The sequence below is a fragment of the Agromyces sp. CF514 genome (assembly GCF_900113185.1).
GTDB lineage: Bacteria > Actinomycetota > Actinomycetes > Actinomycetales > Microbacteriaceae > Agromyces.
In genome coordinates this window covers 15402-36379 of sequence record NZ_FOZD01000001.1, presented here as the reverse complement: position 1 = coordinate 36379, position 20978 = coordinate 15402, and the positions used below count along the sequence as shown (strand labels likewise).

The following is a 20978-nucleotide window of genomic DNA, read 5'->3' as shown; positions in this document are numbered from 1 at the left end:
CTTCGAGAGACGAGGTGTCGATGGCCAGTCAGGACTGGTTCGACAAGGACTTCTACAAGGTGCTCGGCGTCTCGAAAGACGTGAGCGACGCCGAGCTCAAGAAGACGTACCGCAAGCTCGCCCGCCAGTACCACCCCGATTCGAACGCGGGTGATGCGAAGGCCGAGGCGAAGTTCAAGGAGATCAGCGAGGCGCACTCGGTGCTCTCCGACCCCGAGCAGCGCAAGGAGTACGACGCCGTGCGTGCCATGGGCACCGGCGCACGATTCACCGCGCCCGGCGCGGGCGGCGGCAACGGCGGCTTCGACGACGTCTTCGGCGGCATGTTCGGCGGCGGCGCGGGCGGTCGTGGCGGTCGCCAGCAGTACACCTACCAGCAGGGCGGCGACTACGACGATCTTCTCGGCGGGCTGTTCGGCGGCGGCCGGTTCGGCCAGTCGACCGGCGGGTTCCGCGGGGCGGGCGGCCCGACGAAGGGCCGCGACGTCACCGCGAGCACCACGCTCGACTTCATCACCGCGACCAAGGGCGACCAGCTCACGCTCCAGACCGGCGAGGGCCGCAACATCACCGTGCGCATCCCGGCGGGCGTGGCCGACGGCCAGAAGATCCGCGTGGCGGGCAAGGGGCAGCCCTCGCCCGACGGCGGAGCGCCCGGCGACCTCGTGCTCTCCGTCACGGTGCGCAAGCACCCGGTGTTCGAGCGCGACGGCCTGAACCTGCGGGTCACCGTGCCCGTGACGTTCACCGAGGCCGCGCTCGGGGCCACCATCCAGGTGCCGACGCTCGGCGGCGACCCCGTGAAGCTCCGGGTCGCGCCCGGAACGCCCAGCGGGCGCGTGCTGCGCGTCAAGGGCCGCGGCGTCGAGACCAAGAAGGCCACGGGCGACCTGCTCGCGGTCGTGCAGGTCGTCGTCCCATCACACCTGTCGAAGGCGGCCGAGCAGAAGCTCGAGGAGTTCGCGGCCGAACTGCCCGACGAGAACCCGCGCGACGACCTCATCGCACGGGCGCGCGGCTGAGCCGGCCATGAGCATCGACGAGTCCAGCCCGATCTTCGTCATCTCGGTGGCGGCGGAGCTGGCCGGCATGCATCCGCAGACCCTGCGCCAGTACGACCGCATGGGCCTGGTCTCGCCGACGCGGACCTCGGGCGGCTCACGGCGTTACTCGATGCGCGACGTCGTGCGCCTGCGCGAGATCGCCCAGCTCTCGAGCGAGGGCGTGAGCCTCGAGGGCATCCGCCGCGTGCTCGGCCTCGAAGACGAGGTGACCACGCTCCGGGCACGGGTGCGCGAACTCGAGGCGACGCTCGCCGACGAGATGCTGAACCGCCCGGGCCGCCGCGTCTTCGCGGCCGGCACGCAGGGCGAGGTCGTCACGCTTCGGGCTGGCACGCGCGTGCGCCGCGAGACCGCGATGGTCGTCTGGCGCCCGCTCGACCGCGAGTGAGGTGCCGGTCGGCTCAGCGCCCCCAGGCCTCTGCCGGGGCCTCGACGACCTCGTAGGGGCGCGAGCTCCAGTGCGTGCCGTAGCCGTAGTGGCTCGACGCCCACGGCGACGCCCAGATCGCCTGCGCCGTGGCATCCGCCGAATCGCCGCGCTGCAGCGCAGCGTCGACCTCGGGGTAGCGCCCCGACTTGATGTTCTCCGCCGCGTAGTACGCGGCCTCGACGAGGTCGACGTAGCTGCCGAGGCCTGATCCGCCGCCCGACCCCTGACCGTTGTTCAGCGGGTTGTTGCGGTTCCACCAGTTGTCGGCGCCGTTCTCTTGACGGGTCCAGCGCATCATGAACGTGATGTTCTCTTCGGTGACGGGCCAATCGCCGTCGATGAGCACGAGCTTGGCCCAGTCGACGTTGGTGCCGCCGGCGACGAGCGTCTGCGCGCCGGTCGCCGCGGTGTACGACTCGTGCGAGACCTGCTGCGCCTCGACGCCGTCGGCGACCTCGATGGTCTGCGCGTCTTCGACGGAGTCGGTGCCGCCGGCGAGCGCGGTCGGGATCGGCGCCGCCGGCACGAGCGAAAGGGTCGCGACGATGCCCAGCACGGCGAGCGTCGAGAACGCCGCGAGCGGTCGGATGCCGCGTGGTCGCCGCCCCGGGGTTCGCCTGACGCGCGACTCGGCTGCCTGCCGTGCCGCCCTGCGCTCCCCAGTCGTCTGTGCGTTCCCCATGCGGGCCCGAGAGTAGCAAACGTGTCTGCGTTCCGCACTCAGGGAGGAAGCGCCGCGTAGCCTTGGCGGGTGAGCCTGGACTTCGAACTGCTGCGCCGCGCGCCCGACGTCGAGGGTCACGGGCTCGAGGCGTCCGATGCCGCCGACCGGCTGATCCTCGACGAGGCGGCCGAGGCGATCGCCGCGGCGGGGTCGGGCGAGGTGGTCGTGCTCGACGACGCCTACGGGGCACTCGCCCTCGGGGCCGCGGCCCTCGGCGCGACGGGCGTGCGCGTGCACCAGGACCTCGCGACCGGTGAGCGCGCGCTGACGCGCAACGCCGTGCGGCTCGGCTTCACGGGCGAGCGGGTGCCGCTGTCGCTCCCGCTCTCGCCCGAACTCGTGCGGGGCGCCCGCGTGGTGCTCATGCGGCTGCCGCGCTCGCTCGATCGGCTCGACGAGCTCGCGGGTCTCGTGGCCGGGCACGCGGCATCCGACGTCCGCATCGTCGCCGGCGGTCGCCTGAAGCACATGTCGCTCGCGATGAACGACGTGCTCGCGGCGTGGTTCGACCGCGTCGACGTCTCGCACGCCAGGCAGAAGTCGCGGGTGCTGACCGCGAGCGCGCCCCGCGCGCAGCGTCGGCCGCCCGCGCCGGCCTGGCCGCGCGTGCAGCGCGAGGAGTCGCTCGGCCTCGAGGTCGCGGCCCACGGCGGCGTGTTCGCGGGCAGTTCGGTCGACATCGGCACGCGCCTGCTCCTCGGCACGCTCGAAGGCGCGGTCCCGGATGCCGCGACGGCCGTCGACCTCGCGTGCGGCACGGGCGTGATCGCCGCGTGGCTCGCGCGGGCCCGGCCGGATCTCCGGGTGACGGCGACCGACCGCTCGGCGTCGGCCGCGGCATCCGCCCGTGCGACCGCGGCGGCGAACGGCGTGGCCGACCGCGTGCACGTGACGCAGGCCGACGGCCTCGAGCTGCTGCCCGCGGCGAGCGAGCGGCTCGTGGTGCTGAACCCGCCGTTCCACTCGGATGCCGCGCTGCACACGGGCATCGCCGAGCACCTGTTCGCCGACGCCGCACGCGTGCTCGCGCCGGGCGGCGAGCTGTGGTGCGTCTGGAACTCGCACCTGCGCTACCGACCCGCCCTCGAGCGCATCGTGGGTCCGACGCGCCAGGTCGCGCGCGACCCGAAGTTCACGGTCACGGCCTCGCGTCGCGCCCGCTGACGGGACCGCCGGGTCGGCCGACCGACGCCCACTCGCGTCATCCGCCCGCTCGTGTCAGTCTTGATACGTGACCTCCACGCTCGAAGAACTCGACCGCGACACCATCACGCGTGTCGCGGCCGACGTGCCGTGGCAGACCGTCGTGTGGGACGACCCGGTCAACCTCATGACGTACGTGAGCTACGTGTTCCGCAGCTACTTCGGGTTCGCGCGAGACGAGGCCGAGCGCCTCATGCTCTGCGTGCACAACGAGGGTCGCGCGGTCGTCGCGACGGGCAACCGCGAGGCGATGGAGCGGCACGTGCAGGCCATGCACGGCTACGGCCTGCAGGCCACGGTGGCGAGGGCCGAGCCGTGATCGTCGCGGGGCGCAGCGACGGCGAGGGGGTGCGTCTCGTACTCGAGACCGAGGAGGCGATGCTGCTCTCCGAGCTCGCCGACCAGGTCGACTCGGTGCTGCTGCTCGGCGAGGTCGACGACCCGGCGCTCGGGCGGCTGCTGCCGAGCGCGTATCCCGACGACCACGCCGCCGCGCACGAGTTCGAGCGGTACACCCGCGACAGTCTCGTCGACGGCAAGCGCCAGGCCGCGCAGCGCGTGCGCGACGCGACCGCCGCGCACGAGGGCGAGGGCGTCGTGCAGATCGAGCTTGACGAGTCGGAGGCGTGGGGCTGGCTCACGTTCCTCACCGACCTGCGCCTGATCCTGGCCGAGCGCGTCGGCGTGGTCGAGGAGGGCGAGTCCGAGTCCGACGAGACCCGCGACGACTACCTGCGGGCCGCCTACGAGTGGGCCGGGTTCGTGCAGGGGTCGATGCTCGAGGTGCTCGACCCCATCTCGTCCTGACGCCGTCGCGCGATCGCGCGACACGCGCGTACGAGCGGATGCCGCGGCATCCGCTCCGCCTGTGGACTCGTCGCGTCGTGCGGTGCCATGCTGATCTCGTCTCGCCGTGTCGCCGACTCGAGGCGCGCGGGGGCGCAAGGGGTGGGGAGCGCACGTGTCGGGAGCAGCGTCGACGAAGGAACGGACCGAGCACAGGTCGATCAGGCGGGTGCTGAAGTACCCGGGCGCAGACGTCGCCACGGTGGAGTCGGCGGCGCTCCTGGTCGGCAGCGCCTTCTTCGTGCTCGGCGGGCTCGTCGCCCTGATCCTCTTCTGGGGCCAGGACCTGCCGATCTCCGGCCAGGGGTCGCTCGGCGAGTACGCGGCCATCGGCGGCGCCGTCGCCGCGCTGCTCGCCTTCATCGCCGGACGCTACGTGGCCGATCGCACGCCGAACCCCGCGCTGCAGCGCGAGATCGGCAAGGGCCTCTCGAACCCCGACGCGCGGCTGCACTGGTTCGACGTCGCCTCGCTGTCGATCGCGCACGGCGTCATCGCGCTGCTCGGCTGGACCGCGCTGGCGACCGTGCTCGAACTCTGCTTCCGCGACGCGGTCGTCTTCTCGGTGCCGGCCGCAGCCCTCGGCGGGGTCACGCTCGCGCTCTCGGCGTACGTGAGCTTCCTCTCGTCGGTGCGCATGACGCCGATGCTGCTCTCGCTCGTGCTCGCGGTGTTCCTCGTCGTCGGCGTGCTCGCGAGCATGCTCTCGGCCAGCGACGATCACTGGTGGAAGGAGAACCTCTCGGCGCTCGGCATGACCGATGACGTCTCGGCCCTGGCGTTCAACGTCACGCTCATCATCGCGGGGGCGATCGTCACGATCGTGGCGCGGTACGCGACCGGGTCGCTGCCCACGACGGATCCGGCCGAGCGGAAGGGCCGCGACACCGTGCGCCTGCTGCTGATCCTCGTCGGCATCTTCCTCGCGTGCGTGGGCATCTTCAAGGTCGACGAGTTCTTCTGGGTGCACAACTCCGTGGCCACGGGCATGGCCATCTGCTTCGCGATCATCGTGATCCGGCTGCCGTGGCTCGTGCACTCGGTGCCGCGCGTGTTCGTGCTGCTGGGCTACGCCTACCTGCTCGTGATCGCCGTGGTCGCCGTGTTCTTCGCGATCGGCTACTACAACCTCACGGCGGTCGAGCTCGTCGCGGCGTGCCTGATCTTCAGCTGGATCATCGTGTTCCTCCGCACGGCCGGTGCGTCGGGCGCGGCCGAAGCGGATGCCGCAGAGCAGGCCGATCAGGCCGCGGCCGCCGCCGAGTAGCGGCCCACCGGACTAGCGGCCGCCCCGCCGAGCAGCGGCCCACCGGCCGGGTAGCGGCCTCGAAGGCCGCGCAGCGCACACGAAGAGAGGGCCGGATGCATGCATCCGGCCCTCTCGTGTCAGCGCGCGGCGATCAGGCCTTCGACAGCGCCTGCGCCTTGAGGTGCGCGAACTCCTCGGCGCTGATCGCACCGGAGTCGAGCAGGCCCTTGGCCTTGGCGATCTCGTCGGACGGGCTCGACGAGCCTGCCGTCTGACGGATGTAGTCGTCGGTCGCCGCCTGCACCTGGCGCGCCTCCTTCTGCGAGCGCTCGGCCATGCCCTGACCGCGGGCGATCAGGTAGATCAGCGCCGTGAGGAACGGCACGAAGATCAGGAAGATGATCCAGATGGCCTTCCACCAACCGTTGAGCTTCTGGTCGCGGAACAGGTCGCCGATGATCGAGAAGAGGATCATCAGGTAGGCGACGAAGACGAAGATCCACAGGAACCACCAGATGATGTCCCAGAAGTTTGACCAGAAGTCCATGTACGTAATCCGTTCTCGAGTATCGCGCCCCCCAGATTCGAGCGCCTGAGCCGAATGTAGCGCCGTTGCGCCGATCGAGTCCAGCGAACGCGCGGGCGTCGGGAGGGTCGGCCCGGAGTCCGTCGGTATGGTGACTCGTGGGAGGCCACCATGGCGGACACCGCATCCGAGCACGCCGCAGACCCCGTGCCGGTCGACCGGCCGAGCGCCGGTCAGGGATTCACGCTCGGCCACCGAAGGGTGATCGCGCTCGCCGCAGCGGTCGTCGCACTCGGCGGTGTGTGGCTCGCGCGCGACGTGCTGGGCCCCCTCGCGGTCGCGGCCGTCGTCGTCACGATCGCGCATCCGGTGCGCTTCCCGCTCGAACGCCGCGGCTGGCCGAAATGGCTGGCCACGAGCGCGGTCGTCGCGGTGGCGTGGGCGATCCTCGCGGCGCTCGCACTGCTGCTCATCGTGGCGTCCGCGCAGTTCGTGTCGATGCTGCCCGACTACCTCGACGAGCTCGAGCAGACGGTCGCCGCGGCGGTCTCCTGGGTCGAGAGCACCGGCGTGACGACGGACGCCACGGCGAGCCTCTCGTCGATGCTCGACCCCGCACAGCTCATCGGGTTCGCGGGCGGCCTCGCGAACGCGTTGCTGGGCCTCGCGACCGCGTTCTTCTTCGTGCTCGCGTACGTGATCTTCATGTCGGCGGATGCTGCGCGCTTCGCGCGTGCCCGCCCGGTGTTCGGCACCGCAGCGGGCGACGTGATCGGCGGCCGGTACTTCTCGGGCGTGCGCCGGTACTACGTCGTCAATGCGACGTTCGGACTCGTCGTCGCCGTCATCGACGGCCTCATCCTGTGGTGGCTCGGCATCCCGGTGCCGCTCGTCTGGGCGATCCTCGCGTTCGTGACGAACTTCATCCCGAACATCGGGTTCGTGATCGGCCTGATCCCCCCGGCGGTGCTCGCACTCGTGGTCGGCGGATGGCCGCTCGCGCTCGTCGTCGTGCTGGCCTACTGCGTCGTCAACGTGACGCTGCAGGTGCTCGTGCAGCCGAAGTTCGTGAGCGACGCGGTGTCGCTGAGCCTCACGCTCTCGTTCGTCTCGGTCGTGTTCTGGACCCTCGTGATCGGGCCGATCGGGGCCATCCTCTCGATCCCGCTCACGCTGCTCGTGCGCGCCCTCTTCCTCGAGCCCGATGAACGGGCGACGACGCTCAGGCGACTCTCGGGAGATTCCTTCGAGGAGCCGGTGACAGCGGGAGGCGCGCGGGGATAGTCTCGCATCACAACACCACGGAGGGGGATCCAATGGCGGAGTTCGAGTACGGTCCGGTCGACCTGTATCTCGTCGGGTTCACGGGCGAAAGCCCTGATCAGGGCACGATGGACGCGCTCAGCGAGCTGGTCGGGAGCGGCGAGATCCGAATCCTCGACTTCCTGCTCGTCTCGCGCAGTCACGACGACGAGATCACGGTCGTCGAGTTCGAGGATCTGGGCGGCGAGCTCGAGATCGACATCGAGGTGCTCGAAGCCGGGCTCGTGGGCGATGAAGACGTCGAGGAGCTCTCCGCGCTCATCCCCGCCGGCACGTCTGCGGCGCTGGTGGCGATGGAGCTCGTGTGGGCCAAGCGGCTGGCCTCGAAGTTCGCCGCATCGGGTGCCGAGGTCATCCAGGCCGAGCGCATCCCCGCACCCGTCGTGAACGCGGTGCTGGCCGAGGCAGAAGGAGCAGAAGCATGATCAGGCGAATGGGCCGTCCCGGCCTCATCGGCATGGCCGCCCGCACGGCCGTCGTGGCGGGCACCGCGACCGCGGTCAGCGGCAGCGTGCAGCGCCACCAGCAGGAGAAGTACCAGCAGCAGGCGCAGGCCGACGCGTACGAGCAGCAGCAACAGCAGGCGCAGATGGATGCTGCGGCCCAGCAGGCCGCGCAGCAGGCGTTCGCGCAGCAGCAGTACGCGCAGCAGCAGGCTGCCGCGGCCGCACCGCCCGCCGCGGCACCGGCCGTCGACATCGTCGCCGAGCTGCAGAAGCTCGGCGCGCTGAAGGAGCAGGGCATCCTGAGCGACGCGGAGTTCGCGGCGGCGAAGGCCAAGCTGCTCGGCTGAGTCCGCGAACCGCGCGACACGCACCCGCGAAGCGCCGGCGACCTCGGGTCGCCGGCGCTTCGTCGTGCGCGGGATGAACAGGCGGGGCAACCCCTGTCGCGACATCCGCTCCCGTGCCTAAGGTGGGGCATGGCCATCTCGCTCAGGGGGATCTCGACGGTGGTTCCGGCCACCGTGCTCGTGCAGGACGCCGTGCGGGACGTGTTCGCCGCCCAGCCGGGGCTGAACCGGCTCGCGCAGCGCATCGTGACGACGTCGTTCAACGTCTCGGGCATCGAGCGTCGGCACTCCGTGCTCGAGGAGCTCACGCTCGAGCCGCGCGACGAGGCGCCGGTGTTCTTCGACCAGAAGACCGGCGAGCTGCTGCTTCCGGGCACCAAGGCGCGCAACGAGATCTACGCGCGCGAGGCGACCCGGCTCTACGTCGAGGCCGGTCGGGCCGCGATCGAGGCGACGCCAGGCGTCGAGGCATCCGATGTCACGCATGTCATCACGGTGTCGTGCACGGGCTTCTACGCGCCGGGCCCCGACTTCATGGTCGCCCGCGACCTCGGCCTGAACGCGGGCGTCGAGCGCTACCACCTCGGATTCATGGGGTGCTACGCCTCGATCCCCGCCCTCCGTCTCGCCCGGCAGCTCTGCGAGGCGGATGCCGCGGCGGTCGTGCTCGTGATCAGCGTCGAGCTCTGCACGCTGCACCTGCGCTCGTCGAACGACCCCGACACCATCGTCGCGTCGTCGCTCTTCTCCGACGGCGCGGGCTCGGGCATCGTCAGCACCCGCGACCCCGAGCCGGGCGAGCGCGCCTTCGAGCTCGACCGGTTCGCCACGCGCATCACGCCCGTCGGCGAGGGCGACATGGCGTGGAAGATCGGCGACCACGGCTTCGAGATGGTGCTCTCCAACGCCGTGCCGGCGATCATCGACGCGCACATCACCGGGGCGCTCGAACCGCTGTTCGCACCCGACGCGGCGCTCGCCGAGGCGCTCGCGAACGACACGTCGAGCGAGGCGATCGAGCACTGGGCGATCCACCCCGGCGGGCGCAGCATCCTCGACAAGGTGGAGGCGCGGCTCGCGCTCACCGAGGAGCAGCTCGTGCCGGCCCGCGAGACGCTGCGCGACTACGGCAACATGTCGAGCGCGACCGTGCTCTTCGTGCTCGCGAACATCCTCGAGTCGGATGCCGCCGCCGGCGACCGGGTCGCGGCCATGGCCTTCGGCCCCGGTCTCACGGTCGAGTCGGCGCTCCTGACGGTCCGCGGGTGATCGTGTGAGCCGATCGCGGTCCGTCGGGCTCTCGCAGCGCGACGATCGCGTGACCGAGCTCATGGACGCGGCCGACGCCGACCCGGCGATGCTCGCCAAGACGTATGAGCGGTTCCGACTGGTGAACGCCGTGGTCTCGGGCGAGCGGGCGGTGTACCGCCGATGGCTGCGTCCGCGCCTGTCGCCGGTGCACCGCACGCGCGTGCTCGACATCGGGTCCGGCAGCGCCGACCTGCCGCGTCGGCTGCTGCGCTGGGCGACGCGCGACGGGCTTCGGCTCGAGATCACCGCGATCGATCCCGACATGCGCGCGATGGAGTGGGCGAGCGCCCGCCCGCCGACCCCCGGGCTCGAGCTGCGCCGTGCCATGAGCGGCGACCTCGTCGCGGCCGGCGAACGGTTCGAGGTCGTGCTCTCGAACCACGTGTTGCACCACCTCGACGGCCACGAGCTGGGCGCGCTGCTGCGCGACACCGAGGCGCTGCTCGCTCCGGGCGGCCTCGCGGTGCACGGCGACATCGAACGCTCGCGGCTCGGTTATGCGGGGTTCTGGCTCGGAACGCTGCCGTTCGCCGGGAACCTGCTCGCCGGCTCCTACATCCGACCCGACGGGCTCACGTCGATCCGGCGCAGCCACACCGCGGCCGAGCTCGCACGCGTGCTGCCCGACGGGTGGGCGGTGCGACGCGCGATCCCCTCACGCCTCGAGGTCGTCAGGCGAGCGGATGCCTGAGCCGGCCGTCATGCACGAGGTCGCCGTCGTCGGCGGCGGGCCGGTCGGGCTGCTGCTGGCCTGCCTCCTCGCCAGGCGCGGCTGCGACGTCGTGGTGCTCGAGCGACGCACGCAGCGGTCGGGCGGGTCCCGGGCCATCGGGATCCACCCTCCCGGCCTGCGGGCGCTCGCGCGGGTCGGGCTCGACGACGAGGTGCGCGCGGCCGCGGTCGAGATCCGCGACGGGCGGGTCCTGTGCGAGGGCCGGGTGCTCGGCGCCATGTCGTTCTCGCGTGCGGGCTCGGTGTGGTCGCTGCCGCAGCTCGAGACCGAGGCGATGCTGCAGCGCCGGCTCGAGGAGCTCGCGCCCGGCGCGCTCCGCGCCGGGGTCGCGGTTCGGGCCCTGCGCGACCGGGGCACGCACGTCGAGGTCGACGTCGAGGCTCAGCAGGACAGCGGCTCGGTGCCGCACGACGCGACGGTGCTCGCCCGCTACGTGGTCGGGGCCGACGGCGTGCGCAGCGGCATCCGGAACCTGGTCGGCATCGGGTGGACGGCCAGGCCGGGCCGGGCCCACTACGTGATGGGCGACACGCGCGACGACACGGGCGAACCGGCGACGGCGCTGCTGAACTTCGAGCCGGCCGGGGTCGTGGAATCGTTCCCGATGCCGGGCGGGAGGCGGCGATGGGTGGCCTGGGTGCGCAGACCGCCGCAGGGGCTGGGGGCCGAGCAGCTCGCCACGATCGTGGAATCGCGCGTCGGCGGCGCCCGATTCGACGCGCAGGACGGGGTGGCGAGCGGGCCGAGCTGGTTCGAGGCGCGCCAGCACCTCGCCGAGCGGTTGCACGAGGGGCGCGTCGTGCTCGTCGGCGACGCCGCGCACGAGATCAGCCCCATCGGCGGGCAGGGCATGAACCTCGGTTGGCTCGATGCGATCGCCCTCGACCGGCAGCTCGCCCACGCGCTCGACACGGGCGCACCGTACGACGCCTTCGAGCGCTACGACCGCTCGCGCCGCGCGTCGGCGGCGCGGGCGATCCGGCAGGCGGCGTTCAACATGCGCATGGGCGCGCCCGCCGCGGGCGCGAGGCTGCGCGTGCGCAACGCGGCCGTGCGGGCGCTCGCAGTCCCGCCGATGCGGGCCGTGCTCGCCAGGGCGTTCACGATGCGCTGGCTGTGACGGTCAGAGCACGATGCGGGTGAGCGCGAACACCGGGATCGTCCGCTCGGTCTTCGTCTGGTACTTCGCGTAGTCGGGCCACGCCGCGACCGCACGGGCCCACCAGATCTCGCGTTCATCGCCCTCGAGCTCGCGCGCGGTGTAGTCGTGCTTCTCGGCGCCGTCCTGCAGTTCGACGTGCGGGTGCGCGAGCAGGTTCCAGTACCAGACGGGATGCTTCGCAGCGCCGCCGAGCGAGGCCACCACGGCGTACTCGCCCTCGTGCTCGACCCGCATGAGCGCCGTCTTGCGCAGGAGGCCGCTCTTCGCGCCGACCGTCGTGAGCACGATCACGGGCTTGCCGCGCAGCGTGTTCGCGTCGGCGCCGTCGCTGGCCTCGTAGGCCTCGGCCTGCTTGCGGGCCCAACCCGAGGTGCTCGGCGCGTATTCGCCTTCGAGTGGCATGGATGCTCCTTCGGTCGTGCCGCGGCGGCGGCGAGTGGTCAGCGTACCGTGCGACGGGTTCGCGAGGTCGAGATGAGCGCGGCCGCCCCCGCGAGCAGCAGTGCTCCCGCTGCGGCGAGCCAGCCAGCGGCGTCCGTACCGGTGGAGGCCATGCCGCCGGCCGTCGTGCCTCCTCCGGCGGGAGGCGCGGGCGATTCCGAGGGCGGCGGCGTCGACCCGGGTCCGCCCGAGAACGTGTTCGTGATCGTGCACGTCACCGAGACGTCCGCCGCGACGAGCGTGATCGTGTCGGGTGCGGCGAACTCGCCGCCCGTGCAACGCCAGGCCGAGGCGGTGTACGACGCGGCGAGGTCGACGGTCGAGGCCTCGGCGAGCCGGAACGTGCCGTCCTGCACCGGGGCGTCCGTGATGGCCGCGTCGCCCGTCGCGCCCGAGCCCGTGCGCGTCGGGTCGTCGACCTCGGTCCAGCTGAGCGTCCAGTCGGCGGTCATCAGTGCACCGCCGACGACCTCCTTGACGAGCGTCAGGCGGGGCGGGTCGAAGACGTTCGTGATCGTGCACGCCACGTCGTCGCCTGCGGCGAGGGTCAGGGTCGCGCCGACGAGGTCCGCGGGCTCGAAGCCCGCGCCGGTGCACGACCAGGCGCTCGCGCCGTAGTCGGGCGACGGCGGCGGCGATGCGGGGTTCGGAGCCTCGGAGAGCGCGTAGTCTCCGGTCGTCACGACCTGCGACACGATGTCGGGGCCGCCGCCGGGGCCCGTCACGACCGTGCCGTTCGCGGTCCCGGAGCCGGTCGCGGTGAGCACCCAGTCGCCGGGGGTCCCTCCGGGACCGTCGGGCCCGTCGTCGACGGCCTTGACGAGCGTGAGGGTCGGCGGGGTGTACGCGTTCACGAGCGTGCAGGTGACGTCGGCGGCGAGCGGCAGGGTCAGCTCCGCAGCACCCTCGCCGGTCTGCACGAGCCAGGAGGAGTCGTAGTTCTCGCCCGAGCAGACCCAGAAGTCCGGCACGTAGTCGGGGCTGCCGGTCGCGGTACTCGATTCCGTGAGCTCGTAGACACCGGCGTCGACCGTCTCGGGGCCGACGGCGCCGTTGCCGGTGATCGTCGTGGGGCCGGTCGCGATGAGGGTCCAGTCCGACGGGTCGGCGCTGCCGCCGGCCACCGACTTCTCGAGCGTGAGCGTCGGCGGGATCGGCGTGTTCGTGGCCGTGCACACGGCCTCGTCGCCGTAGTCGAGCGTGGCCGTCTCGGTCGATTCGTCGAAGTCCGCGCCGGTGCACGACCACGTCACGTCGTAGCCCGCCGGACCGTCCTCGCTGAAGACGTACTCGCCGTTCGGGGTCAGGCGGTCGGTCACGTCCTCGCTTCCCGAGACACCGGCGAACGCGGCGTTGCCGGGGCCGCGGGTCTTGAGCGTGAAGTCGTCGACGGTCGCTGTGCCGCCCGCACCGTCGACGAGGTCCTTCACGAGGGTGATCGACGGCATGATGCCGACGTTCGTCACCTCGCAGCGGATGGAGCGCCCGCCGGGGATCGTCACGGAGTCGGCGTCGTCCATGGAGACGCCGAGGCACGTCCACCCGAGTGACGTGAAGCCGTCGGGCCCCGCCTCGGAGAGGTCCCACGTGGAGTCGGCCGGAACCGGGGCGTCCGTGATCTCGGCGTCTCCGCTCGCGCCCGTGATGCTCGTGCCGCCCGAGGTGCCGGTGAGCTGCCACGAGGTCGCGGGCGGCGGCGTCCCGACGGGCGCGACGACCCGCTTGACGAGCGTGAGCTCCGACTGCGTCCACGTGTTCGTGATCGTGCAGGTGACGGAGGACTCGGCATCCGTGAAGGTGACCGTCTCTCCGGTCGAGTCGGCGTACGGCTCGCCGGTCGCGTCGTCGACGCACACCCACGCGCTCGCCGTGTAGAGGCCGGCTTCGGGTGCGGTGCTGGACTCGCTCAGGTCGTAGGTGCCGCTCCCGACGGTGGCGAAGCGCACGTCGGCGCTGCCAGCCGGCCCCGAGACGGTCTCGCTCGCGCTCGCGGCCGTGAGCGTCCAATCCCCAGCCCCGAGGGTTCCGCCGCCGCGGTTGACGACCTCCTTCGCGAGGGTGAGCTTCGAGGCGACGGCGACGTTCAGGATCGTGCACGTCACGTCGTCGCCCGGGGCGAGCGTCACGCTCGTGACGAATCCGTCGGCGTTCGAGCACTGCCATCCGTCAGTGCGGTAGCCGGTCGTCGGGCCCGACTCGGCGAGGTCGAAGCTCCCGGCGGCGACGACCGCGTCGGTGACCTCGGCCGAGCCGGCCGGACCGCTCAGTTGCTCGTCGGCGCCCGTCGCGACGAGTTGCCAGTCCTCGGGGGGCTGGTCTCCGTCGACCGTCTTCACGAGCGTGAGCCACGCGCCGTCGAAGGTGTTCACGATCGTGCACTCGAGGTCGGACGTGTCGGTGATCGTGACGGCTCCACCGGGCGCCGGCACCGCCTGCCCGGTCGTCTCGTCGACGCACGACCACGCACCCGCCGAGTAGCCGCTCGGACCCGTCTCGTCGAGCACGTAGTCGCCCGCGTCCACGCTCGCGTGCGACACCGCGGTCGATCCTGTCGCGCCCGAGATCGTCGAAGGGCCCGTGGCGCTCAGCGTCCAGTCGGTCGCCGGGTCGAGGGGGCGCCCCGCCGGCCCGTCGACCTCCTTGACGAGCGTCAGCTGCGGCAGGGACCCGGTGTTCGTGATCGTGCAGCGGATGCTCCGCCCGAGGTCGACCTGGAGCGAGCCGTTGCCGTCGACGGGCACGCCCTCGCCGGTCGTCTCGTCGACGCACGACCACGGTCCGGCCGTGTAGCCGGTCGGGCCGCCCGATTCCGAGAGCGTGTACCGCCCGATCCGCACGTCGCCCGTGACGCCGGTCGGCCCCGAGATGCTGCTCGGGCCCTGCGCGGTGAGCGTCCAGAGCGCCGGATCTGCACCGCCGCCGTCGACGATCTTCTCGAGCGTGAGGTTCGGCTTGATCGCCACGTTCTCGACGGTGCAGGTGAGCGACGCGCCCTCGGCGAGCGTGATGGTGCGTGTGGGCTCGGTGGTGACCTGTCCGCCGCACTCCCACTGCTCGAAGCGGTAGCCGGGCGGGCTGGCGGCGGTCTCGATCTCGGAGATGACGTACGAGCCCGCCGGCACGACGACGCTCTGCACGCCGTTGAGCCCCTGCCCGCGGATCACCTCCCCGGTGTCGACGTTCACGGCCTGCACGTCCCAGGCGCCGCGATCGCCGAAGCTCGCACCCGTATCGAGGTTCTCGACCCGCTTGAACAGCGAGAGGGTCGCCGTCCCGGCGGCGTGCGCGGTCTGCGGCACGGCCACGGCGCCGGCGGCCACGAGGGCGACCAGGCCGAGGCTGGCGAGCACCTGCCCCAGTCGATGCCTGGTGCGTGCCGTCGCCCGTCGTCGCTGCATGAAGATCCCCCCGAATCGACTTCCCCAGTCGACTCCACGCTAACCGGTGGGGGGTCCGATCGTCACGAAGGGGCGGGCGGAGCGCTTCGGCGCCGGCTCAGGCCCGCGCGATCTCGAGCGAGAACTCGACGTACCCGTCGGGCTCGACCGAGACGAACCCGAGGTTCGGCGCCTCGACGCCGTAGTCGGCGAACGTGATCGGAATGCTGCCGGCGACCTGCCCGGTCTCGCCGTTCAGCACGGCCTCGAGTTCGACGGTCACCGTCCGGGTGACGCCGGCGAGCGTGAGCTCTCCGGTCGCCTGGATCGTCTGCACGGCGCCCACGGTCGGCGTGCCGTCGCTCACGACCGCGTCGGTGAGCACGAACGTCGCCGTCGGGTTCGCGGCGACGTCCATCGCGTTCTGCCGGAAGTAGTCGTCGCGGTTCGAGCTGTCGGTCGCGATCGAGGCGACGTCGACCGTGATCTCGGCCGAGTCGAGGGTCGTGCCGTCGACGGCGAGCGTGCCGGTGACCTGCTCGGTGCGGCCGACGACCGTGACATCCGTGCCGTTCAGCACCTCGTCGACGCGGTAGCCCGCGAACGAGCCGTCGGCGACGGTCCACGAGCCGGTGAGGTCGGATGCCCCGGTGTCGCCCGGGTCGGCGCTCGGATTCGGCGTCACGGTGACGGTCGGCGCCTCGGCGGCCGGGCCGACGATGAGGTCGCGGTAGACGATCGGGCCCGCGATGGCGGCGGTCGCGCCGAGCAGGAGCACTCCCGTGACGATCGAGGCGGTGATGATCTTCGTGCGCTTCTGCATGGCGGGCCCCCGGGGGTTCGTCGTGTGGCATGGTCGTCGTGCTCGGATCTCGAGCATGACGGAACTTCGTATGAGAACGCATTGAATTCGCCATGAGAGTGCGGAACGGGTTCCACCGGGGAGGCCCATGCGGTAGGGCGCCCGGGCGTTCGAGGCTTCCGCGATGACGACGGATGTCGCAGACTGGCGCCATGAGCGATGAAGCCGGCTCGGCGGCGGCCGGGCCCGACCCGCACGTGCTCGGCCCCGGGCTGTTGCCCACGCCGTTCACGGCAGACGAGATCCGAGCGGCGAGCGGCGCCGGCAAGACCATCGGGCTGGTCGTGGAGCTTCCTTCAGGCGAGCGCTTCGAGCGGGTCAACCGCTTCGTCGACTGCGACGCCGAGGGGGCGACGCTCGAGCAATGGCGGCTCGACGCGGCCGGCGACGTCGACGGCGACGTGGCGAGCGGACGCGTGACGTGGCGCGACCTGCAGGAGCATGCGGCGTTCCCCGCCGAGCACACGACGAGGTCCGGCGTGACGCTCGAGCTGGTGCTCGGCGGCGAGGCCGTCGCACTCGACTGCCTGCGCTACGAGGTGCGGCACGGCGTCGGCGACGACGTGCAGGTCACCCGGTTCTGGTTCGCACTCGCCTACCCGGGCATGCCCGTGCGGTACGAGGTCCCGACGCCCACGGGCCTCGCACGCACGACGGTCACCGCGATCGACGTCACACCGCCCGCGGTCGGCTAGCGGCGCGTCGGGGTCGACCGCCTCACCGCTCGAGGGCGCGGAGGGCGAGCCACGCCGCCGTGCGGTCGTCGGGACTGCCCATCGAGAGGCCCGTCGACGCCTCGATGCGGTGGATGCGGTTCGCGAGGGTCTGGCGGTGCACGCCGAGCGTCTCGGCGGCGACCCCCCACGAGCCGTGTTCGGCGAGGTAGACGCGCAGGGTGCGGGTGAGCTCGCCGTGTTCGCCCGACGCCTCGCGCAACGGGTCGAGCACCTCGGCGAGACGCGCGCCGTCGCCGGCGTCGAGCCGATCGAGCACGAGGGCGACGGTGGGCAGGGCGCGATAGTGCGCGACCGTGCGGCCGTCCGTGACGGCGAGGTCGAGCGCCTGGCGCGCCTCGGCTGCGGTGCGTGCGAGGGCGTCGGATGCCGCGGGCGAGCCGATTCCCAGTCGCAGGGGCACGCGCGCGTCGGCCGCGACATCCTCGACCCGTCGGACCAGGTCGTCGATGCGGTCGTCGCGGAGGAATCCGAGCAGGCGGCCGGGCTCCTCGACGACGAGGTGCACGCTGCCGAACTCGTCGAGCCACCGCGTGACGAGGCGTTCGAGGTCGACCGATTTCGAGCGCGCCGTGATCGCGAACCCGGTCAGGGAGCCCTCGTGCACGCCCCACCGCCGCAGGAGTGCGGCAGCTGACGGGCCGCCGTCGAGGAGCGTGCCCATCATCAGCTCACGCCCGAGCCGTTCGGTCGTCGTTCGGTCGTGCGTGCGGAGCATGAGGTCGAGCAGCGCGGCCGCCTGCGAGGCGAGGTCGCGGCCCCGGCTCATCGACGCCTCGCGCGACGAGATCACGAGGTAGGCGCTGAGATCCTCGCCCGAGCCGACCCGGTGCACCTGGAGGCCCGGATGCCGCACGCGCACGGGTCTGCTGAAGGCCACCGCGACGGCGTCCTGCACGTGCAGCCCGCCGGCGCCCGCGGTCGAGATCACCTGGCCGTGCGGATCGAGCAGCACCGCCCAGCCGTCGATGCGCCTGGCGAGTTCGGCGACCACCGCGCCGACGCCGCCGCGCCGTGCGACCTGGGTGAGCACCTTCGTGCCGGTCGTCACGAGCCGGTCCTCTGCGGCCTGGTCGGTCGCGAGCAGGGCGACCAGCAGGGGATGCAGCACGGCGTCTCCTGCGTCGGTGCCGACGATCGCCGTGACCCCGGCGAGATCGACGGCGCGCCTGAGGGCGCGGGTCGCTCCATGGCTCACGAGCACGGTGCCGCGCAGCGCCTCGGCACGTGGCCCGCCGGCCGCGAGGGCGGCTGCGAGCGGCTCGGCGGCGGCCACCACGAGGGTCGCGAACGACGGGTGGCCGATGACGCTGAACTCCTCGAGCCGGATCGCCGAGTCGACCGGCGTCGCGGCGTCGAGGCCCGCGCCGACGAGCTCGCCGCCGAGCACGCGGGCGATGGAGAGCACGTCACGGGCCATGCGATCGAGTGTACGGAATGTCGCGGCATCCGATTCTGATTCGACATTCTTCACAGTGACGCGTTGGGTCGAGTCTGCCTAGCATCTTGCGTACCCCAGCACCAGATCCAAGGGAGCATCAATGAAAGCCATCGTCTTCCGCGCACCGGAGACGCCGATCGAGGTCGCCGACGTCGAACTCGCCGCGCCCAAGGCCGGCGAAGTGCGCGTCAAGATCGCGGCGGCGGGCGTCTGCCACTCCGACCTGCACGTGAAGCGAGGGGAATGGGACGCCCCGGCTCCGCTCGTCATGGGTCATGAGGGGTCCGGCGTGGTCGTCGAGCTCGGCGAGGGCGTCACGTCGCTCGCCGTCGGCGACCACGTGGTGCTCTCGTGGGTGCCGCCGTGCGGCGAATGCCGCTACTGCCGCTCGGGCCACGAGGCGCGCTGCCAGAAGGTCGCGACCGTCGTCGCACCGAAGGGCGTGCTCTTCGACGGGACCTCCCGCCTCTCGCAGGACGAGGAGCCGCTGCACCACTACCTCGGCGTCTCGTCGTTCGCCGAAGAGGTCGTCGTGCCCGCGTCCGGCGCGGTCAAGGTGCGCGACGACGCCCCCCTCGACATCGTCGCGGTCGTCGGCTGCGCGGTCGCCACGGGCGTCGGAGCGGTGCTGAACACCGCGGCCGTCGAGCCCGGCTCCACGGTCGTCGTGATCGGCTGCGGCGGCGTGGGCCTCAACGTCGTCCAGGGCGCCCGCCTCGCCGGTGCCGAGCGCATCGTGGCGATCGACGTGCGCGCCGACAAGACCGCGCTCGCCGTGCAGTTCGGCGCCACCGACCAGATCGACGCGTCGCAGGTCGACGCGGTCGAGGCGCTCTTCGACCTCATCCCCGACGGCGTCGACTACGCCTTCGACGCGATCGGGCGCACCTCGACGACCGAGCAGGCGATCCGCATGCTCGGCCTCGGCGGCGCGGCGGTCATCGTCGGCCTGCCCCCGACCGGCGCCAAGGCGTCGTTCGAGCCGCTCGTGCTCGCCGAGGCCGACCAGCGCATCCTCGGCTCGAACTACGGCTCGGTGCGCCCCTCCATCGACATCCCCGCGCTCGTCGACCGCTACATGGACGGCCAGCTCAAGCTCGACCCGCTGATCTCGTCGCGCCGACCGCTCGCCGAGGCGGCCGAGGCGTTCGACGACCTCGAATCCGGCGAAGCGCTCCGCACGCTCCTCATCCCCTGACCGCGCCCCACCCGACTCACTGGAGAGTTCGCATGACCACCCCCACCACGCAGGCGCCGGCCCCTCGGGCCGACGCCCCCACCGACGCCGGCCTCCGCCGCGGCGTCATGAGCGGGCCCGAGCTCGCCGCCCAGGCCATCGCCAACATCGCCCCGAGCGCGGTCATCGCCTTCACCGCGGCGGGCATCTACATCGGGGCCGGCAACGGCACCATGCTCTCGTTCGTGCTCGCGACGATCGTGATCCTCGCGGTCGGCTATTGCGTCGCCGTCTTCGCCAAGCGGCACGCCTCGGCCGGCTCGCTCTACACCTACGTCGCGAAGGGCCTCGGCCCGTTCGGCGCATACCTCGCCGGCGTCGCCCTGCTCGTGGGCTGCTGGGGCATCGCCGCCGGATCCCTCGGCGGCGCCGTGTCGTACATGAACCAGTTCCTCGTGCTCATCGGCATCCCCGCCGAGGGGCTCGGCTGGTCGATGGCGCTCGCGATCGTGCTCGGCGGCTTGGCGACGCTCTTCACGATCCGGGGCATCCGCCTCTCGGCCCGTGTCTCGCTCGTGCTCGAGCTCGTCTCGGTGACGATCATCCTGATCCTGCTCGTGCTGGCGCTCGTCTGGGCCGGCCCGAACGCGTGGGACCCGGCGCAGTTCTCGCTCGAGGGCGTGCCGTTCCAGGGCGTCGCCGCCGGCATGGTGCTCGGCATCCTCGGCTTCGTCGGCTTCTCGTCGGCCGACGCGCTGGGCCGCGAGGCGAAGAACCCGTACACCGCCATCCCCCGCGCGATCATGTGGAGCGCCGTGACCGTCGGCATCCTCTACGTCTTCGCCGCCTACACCCAGATCGCGATCCTCGGCGAAGACCTGGCGACGGCCGCGAGCCCGCTCGAGGCGATCGCCACGCAGATCGGCATGCCGACGTGGTTCGCCCCGATCCTCACGTTCGGCGTCGGCGCCTCGTTCTTCGCCGTCGTCGTCGCGCCGCTCAACGTGGTCGGCCGCATCATCTACGTCATGGGCAAGGAGGGCGTCGTCGCCGAGCGCTTCGGCCGCACCCACGATCGCCACCTGACCCCGCACCGCGTGCTGCTCGTCGCCGGCCCGGCCGCGATCGTGCTCGACCTCGTGCTGCTCGTCATGGGAGCCGACCCGATGGAGATCGTCGTCTGGGTCGACACCTACGGCACCTACGGCTACATGGTCGCCTACGCGCTCGTCGCGATCGCCTGCGTCGTCTACACGCGACGCGAGGGCATGCGCAACGGCCTCGTCTGGGTGTGCGCAGTGATCGCCGTCGTCTCGATGGCCTACGTGTTCTTCGCGAACGTCTGGCCCGTGCCCGCCTGGCCGCTGAACGTCATCCCGTACCTGTTCCTGGCCACGATGATCGCCGCGCTGGCCTGGTACCTGCACCTCGCCAAGCGTCGCCCCGAGGTGCTCGCGAACATCGGCAACACCGAGACCGACGCGCTCGAGGGCGTCGGCTAGATCGCCGGGTGCTCGGCCGTCGAGCGCCTGGCCCAAGACCCCGCGCCTCCTCGCCGTGACCCGGCGGGGAGGCGCGGACC

General features: G+C 72.0%; 21 protein-coding genes. 15 read left to right on the top strand and 6 right to left on the bottom strand.

Annotated elements, in window-relative coordinates:
* Nucleotides 1-20 precede the first annotated feature (20 nt).
* Nucleotides 21-1022, top strand: coding sequence for a DnaJ C-terminal domain-containing protein (locus tag BM342_RS00180; protein ID WP_092963408.1), 1002 nt, complete (start codon nucleotides 21-23; stop codon nucleotides 1020-1022).
* Nucleotides 1023-1029: 7 nt separating this feature from the next.
* A complete protein-coding gene (locus BM342_RS00175) occupies nucleotides 1030-1452 on the top strand; it encodes a heat shock protein transcriptional repressor HspR (RefSeq protein ID WP_177231995.1) in 423 nt (140 codons plus the stop codon).
* A 13-nt stretch (nucleotides 1453-1465) separates the two neighbouring features.
* Here the strand turns inward: BM342_RS00175 and BM342_RS00170 are convergent, their stop codons facing one another.
* Nucleotides 1466-2176, bottom strand: coding sequence for a hypothetical protein (locus BM342_RS00170; protein WP_143109711.1), 711 nt, complete (start codon nucleotides 2174-2176; stop codon nucleotides 1466-1468).
* A gap of 69 nt (nucleotides 2177-2245) precedes the next feature.
* Here BM342_RS00170 and BM342_RS00165 point away from each other — a divergent pair, with 69 nt between their 5' ends.
* The 4 genes from BM342_RS00165 (at nucleotide 2246) to BM342_RS00150 (ending at nucleotide 5534) form a co-directional block, all read left to right on the top strand.
* Nucleotides 2246-3382, top strand: a complete 1137-nt coding sequence (locus BM342_RS00165; protein WP_092963406.1) for a class I SAM-dependent methyltransferase — start codon at nucleotides 2246-2248, stop codon at nucleotides 3380-3382.
* Between the two features lie 67 nt (nucleotides 3383-3449).
* A complete protein-coding gene (gene clpS / locus BM342_RS00160) occupies nucleotides 3450-3740 on the top strand; it encodes an ATP-dependent Clp protease adapter ClpS (protein WP_092963404.1) in 291 nt (96 codons plus the stop codon).
* Nucleotides 3737-4228, top strand: coding sequence for a DUF2017 family protein (locus BM342_RS00155; RefSeq protein ID WP_092963402.1), 492 nt, complete (start codon nucleotides 3737-3739; stop codon nucleotides 4226-4228). The genes clpS and BM342_RS00155 overlap by 4 nt, the downstream gene beginning before the upstream one ends.
* Nucleotides 4229-4382: 154 nt before the next feature.
* Complete coding sequence (locus BM342_RS00150) at nucleotides 4383-5534, top strand: DUF998 domain-containing protein (RefSeq protein WP_255368426.1); 1152 nt, start codon at nucleotides 4383-4385, stop codon at nucleotides 5532-5534.
* A 133-nt stretch (nucleotides 5535-5667) separates the two neighbouring features.
* On the opposite strand, the gene BM342_RS00145 is transcribed toward BM342_RS00150, so the two are convergent.
* Nucleotides 5668-6063 (bottom strand): SHOCT domain-containing protein, encoded by a 396-nt coding sequence (locus BM342_RS00145; RefSeq protein WP_092963400.1) that lies wholly within the window; start codon nucleotides 6061-6063, stop codon nucleotides 5668-5670.
* Nucleotides 6064-6213: 150 nt separating this feature from the next.
* On the opposite strand from BM342_RS00145, the gene BM342_RS00140 reads away from it, so the two are divergent.
* The 6 genes from BM342_RS00140 (at nucleotide 6214) to BM342_RS00115 (ending at nucleotide 11322) form a co-directional block, all read left to right on the top strand.
* Nucleotides 6214-7326 carry an AI-2E family transporter gene (locus BM342_RS00140; RefSeq protein ID WP_092963398.1) on the top strand — a complete coding sequence of 371 codons (1113 nt, stop codon included), beginning with the start codon at nucleotides 6214-6216 and terminating at the stop codon, nucleotides 7324-7326.
* 32 nt (nucleotides 7327-7358) lie between these two features.
* Nucleotides 7359-7790 carry a DUF6325 family protein gene (locus tag BM342_RS00135; RefSeq protein ID WP_092963396.1) on the top strand — a complete coding sequence of 144 codons (432 nt, stop codon included), beginning with the start codon at nucleotides 7359-7361 and terminating at the stop codon, nucleotides 7788-7790.
* Entirely contained in the window at nucleotides 7787-8158 is a 372-nt protein-coding gene (locus BM342_RS00130) for an SHOCT domain-containing protein (protein ID WP_255368425.1), read from the top strand. The genes BM342_RS00135 and BM342_RS00130 overlap by 4 nt, the downstream gene beginning before the upstream one ends.
* 129 nt (nucleotides 8159-8287) lie before the next feature.
* Entirely contained in the window at nucleotides 8288-9427 is a 1140-nt protein-coding gene (locus BM342_RS00125; protein WP_092963392.1) for a type III polyketide synthase, read from the top strand.
* Between the two features lie 4 nt (nucleotides 9428-9431).
* Entirely contained in the window at nucleotides 9432-10160 is a 729-nt protein-coding gene (locus BM342_RS00120) for a methyltransferase domain-containing protein (RefSeq protein WP_255368424.1), read from the top strand.
* The gene (locus BM342_RS00115; protein WP_092963390.1) at nucleotides 10153-11322 is read left to right on the top strand and encodes an FAD-dependent oxidoreductase; all 1170 of its coding nucleotides are present in this window, start codon (nucleotides 10153-10155) and stop codon (nucleotides 11320-11322) included. Before BM342_RS00120 ends, BM342_RS00115 begins: the two co-directional genes overlap by 8 nt.
* 3 nt (nucleotides 11323-11325) lie before the next feature.
* On the opposite strand, the gene BM342_RS00110 is transcribed toward BM342_RS00115, so the two are convergent.
* The 3 genes from BM342_RS00110 to BM342_RS00100 all read right to left on the bottom strand — a co-directional run bounded on the left by BM342_RS00110 (nucleotide 11326) and on the right by BM342_RS00100 (nucleotide 16005).
* On the bottom strand, nucleotides 11326-11766 hold the full coding sequence (locus BM342_RS00110) for a nitroreductase family deazaflavin-dependent oxidoreductase (protein WP_092963388.1): 441 nt from the start codon (nucleotides 11764-11766) through the stop codon (nucleotides 11326-11328).
* Nucleotides 11767-11804: 38 nt separating this feature from the next.
* Nucleotides 11805-15155, bottom strand: a complete 3351-nt coding sequence (locus BM342_RS00105; protein WP_092963386.1) for a hypothetical protein — start codon at nucleotides 15153-15155, stop codon at nucleotides 11805-11807.
* Between the two features lie 145 nt (nucleotides 15156-15300).
* On the bottom strand, nucleotides 15301-16005 hold the full coding sequence (locus tag BM342_RS00100) for a YceI family protein (RefSeq protein WP_092963384.1): 705 nt from the start codon (nucleotides 16003-16005) through the stop codon (nucleotides 15301-15303).
* Nucleotides 16006-16196: 191 nt separating this feature from the next.
* Here BM342_RS00100 and BM342_RS00095 point away from each other — a divergent pair, with 191 nt between their 5' ends.
* A complete protein-coding gene (locus BM342_RS00095) occupies nucleotides 16197-16739 on the top strand; it encodes a hypothetical protein (RefSeq protein ID WP_092963382.1) in 543 nt (180 codons plus the stop codon).
* A gap of 22 nt (nucleotides 16740-16761) precedes the next feature.
* On the opposite strand, the gene BM342_RS00090 is transcribed toward BM342_RS00095, so the two are convergent.
* Nucleotides 16762-18198, bottom strand: coding sequence for a PucR family transcriptional regulator (locus tag BM342_RS00090; protein WP_092963380.1), 1437 nt, complete (start codon nucleotides 18196-18198; stop codon nucleotides 16762-16764).
* 121 nt (nucleotides 18199-18319) lie between these two features.
* Here BM342_RS00090 and BM342_RS00085 point away from each other — a divergent pair, with 121 nt between their 5' ends.
* Together BM342_RS00085 and BM342_RS00080 are read left to right on the top strand one after the other, a co-directional pair.
* Nucleotides 18320-19417, top strand: a complete 1098-nt coding sequence (locus BM342_RS00085; RefSeq protein WP_092963378.1) for an alcohol dehydrogenase catalytic domain-containing protein — start codon at nucleotides 18320-18322, stop codon at nucleotides 19415-19417.
* A 107-nt stretch (nucleotides 19418-19524) separates the two neighbouring features.
* A complete protein-coding gene (locus tag BM342_RS00080; protein WP_177232162.1) occupies nucleotides 19525-20898 on the top strand; it encodes an APC family permease in 1374 nt (457 codons plus the stop codon).
* The last annotated feature ends 80 nt before the right edge of the window (nucleotides 20899-20978 follow it).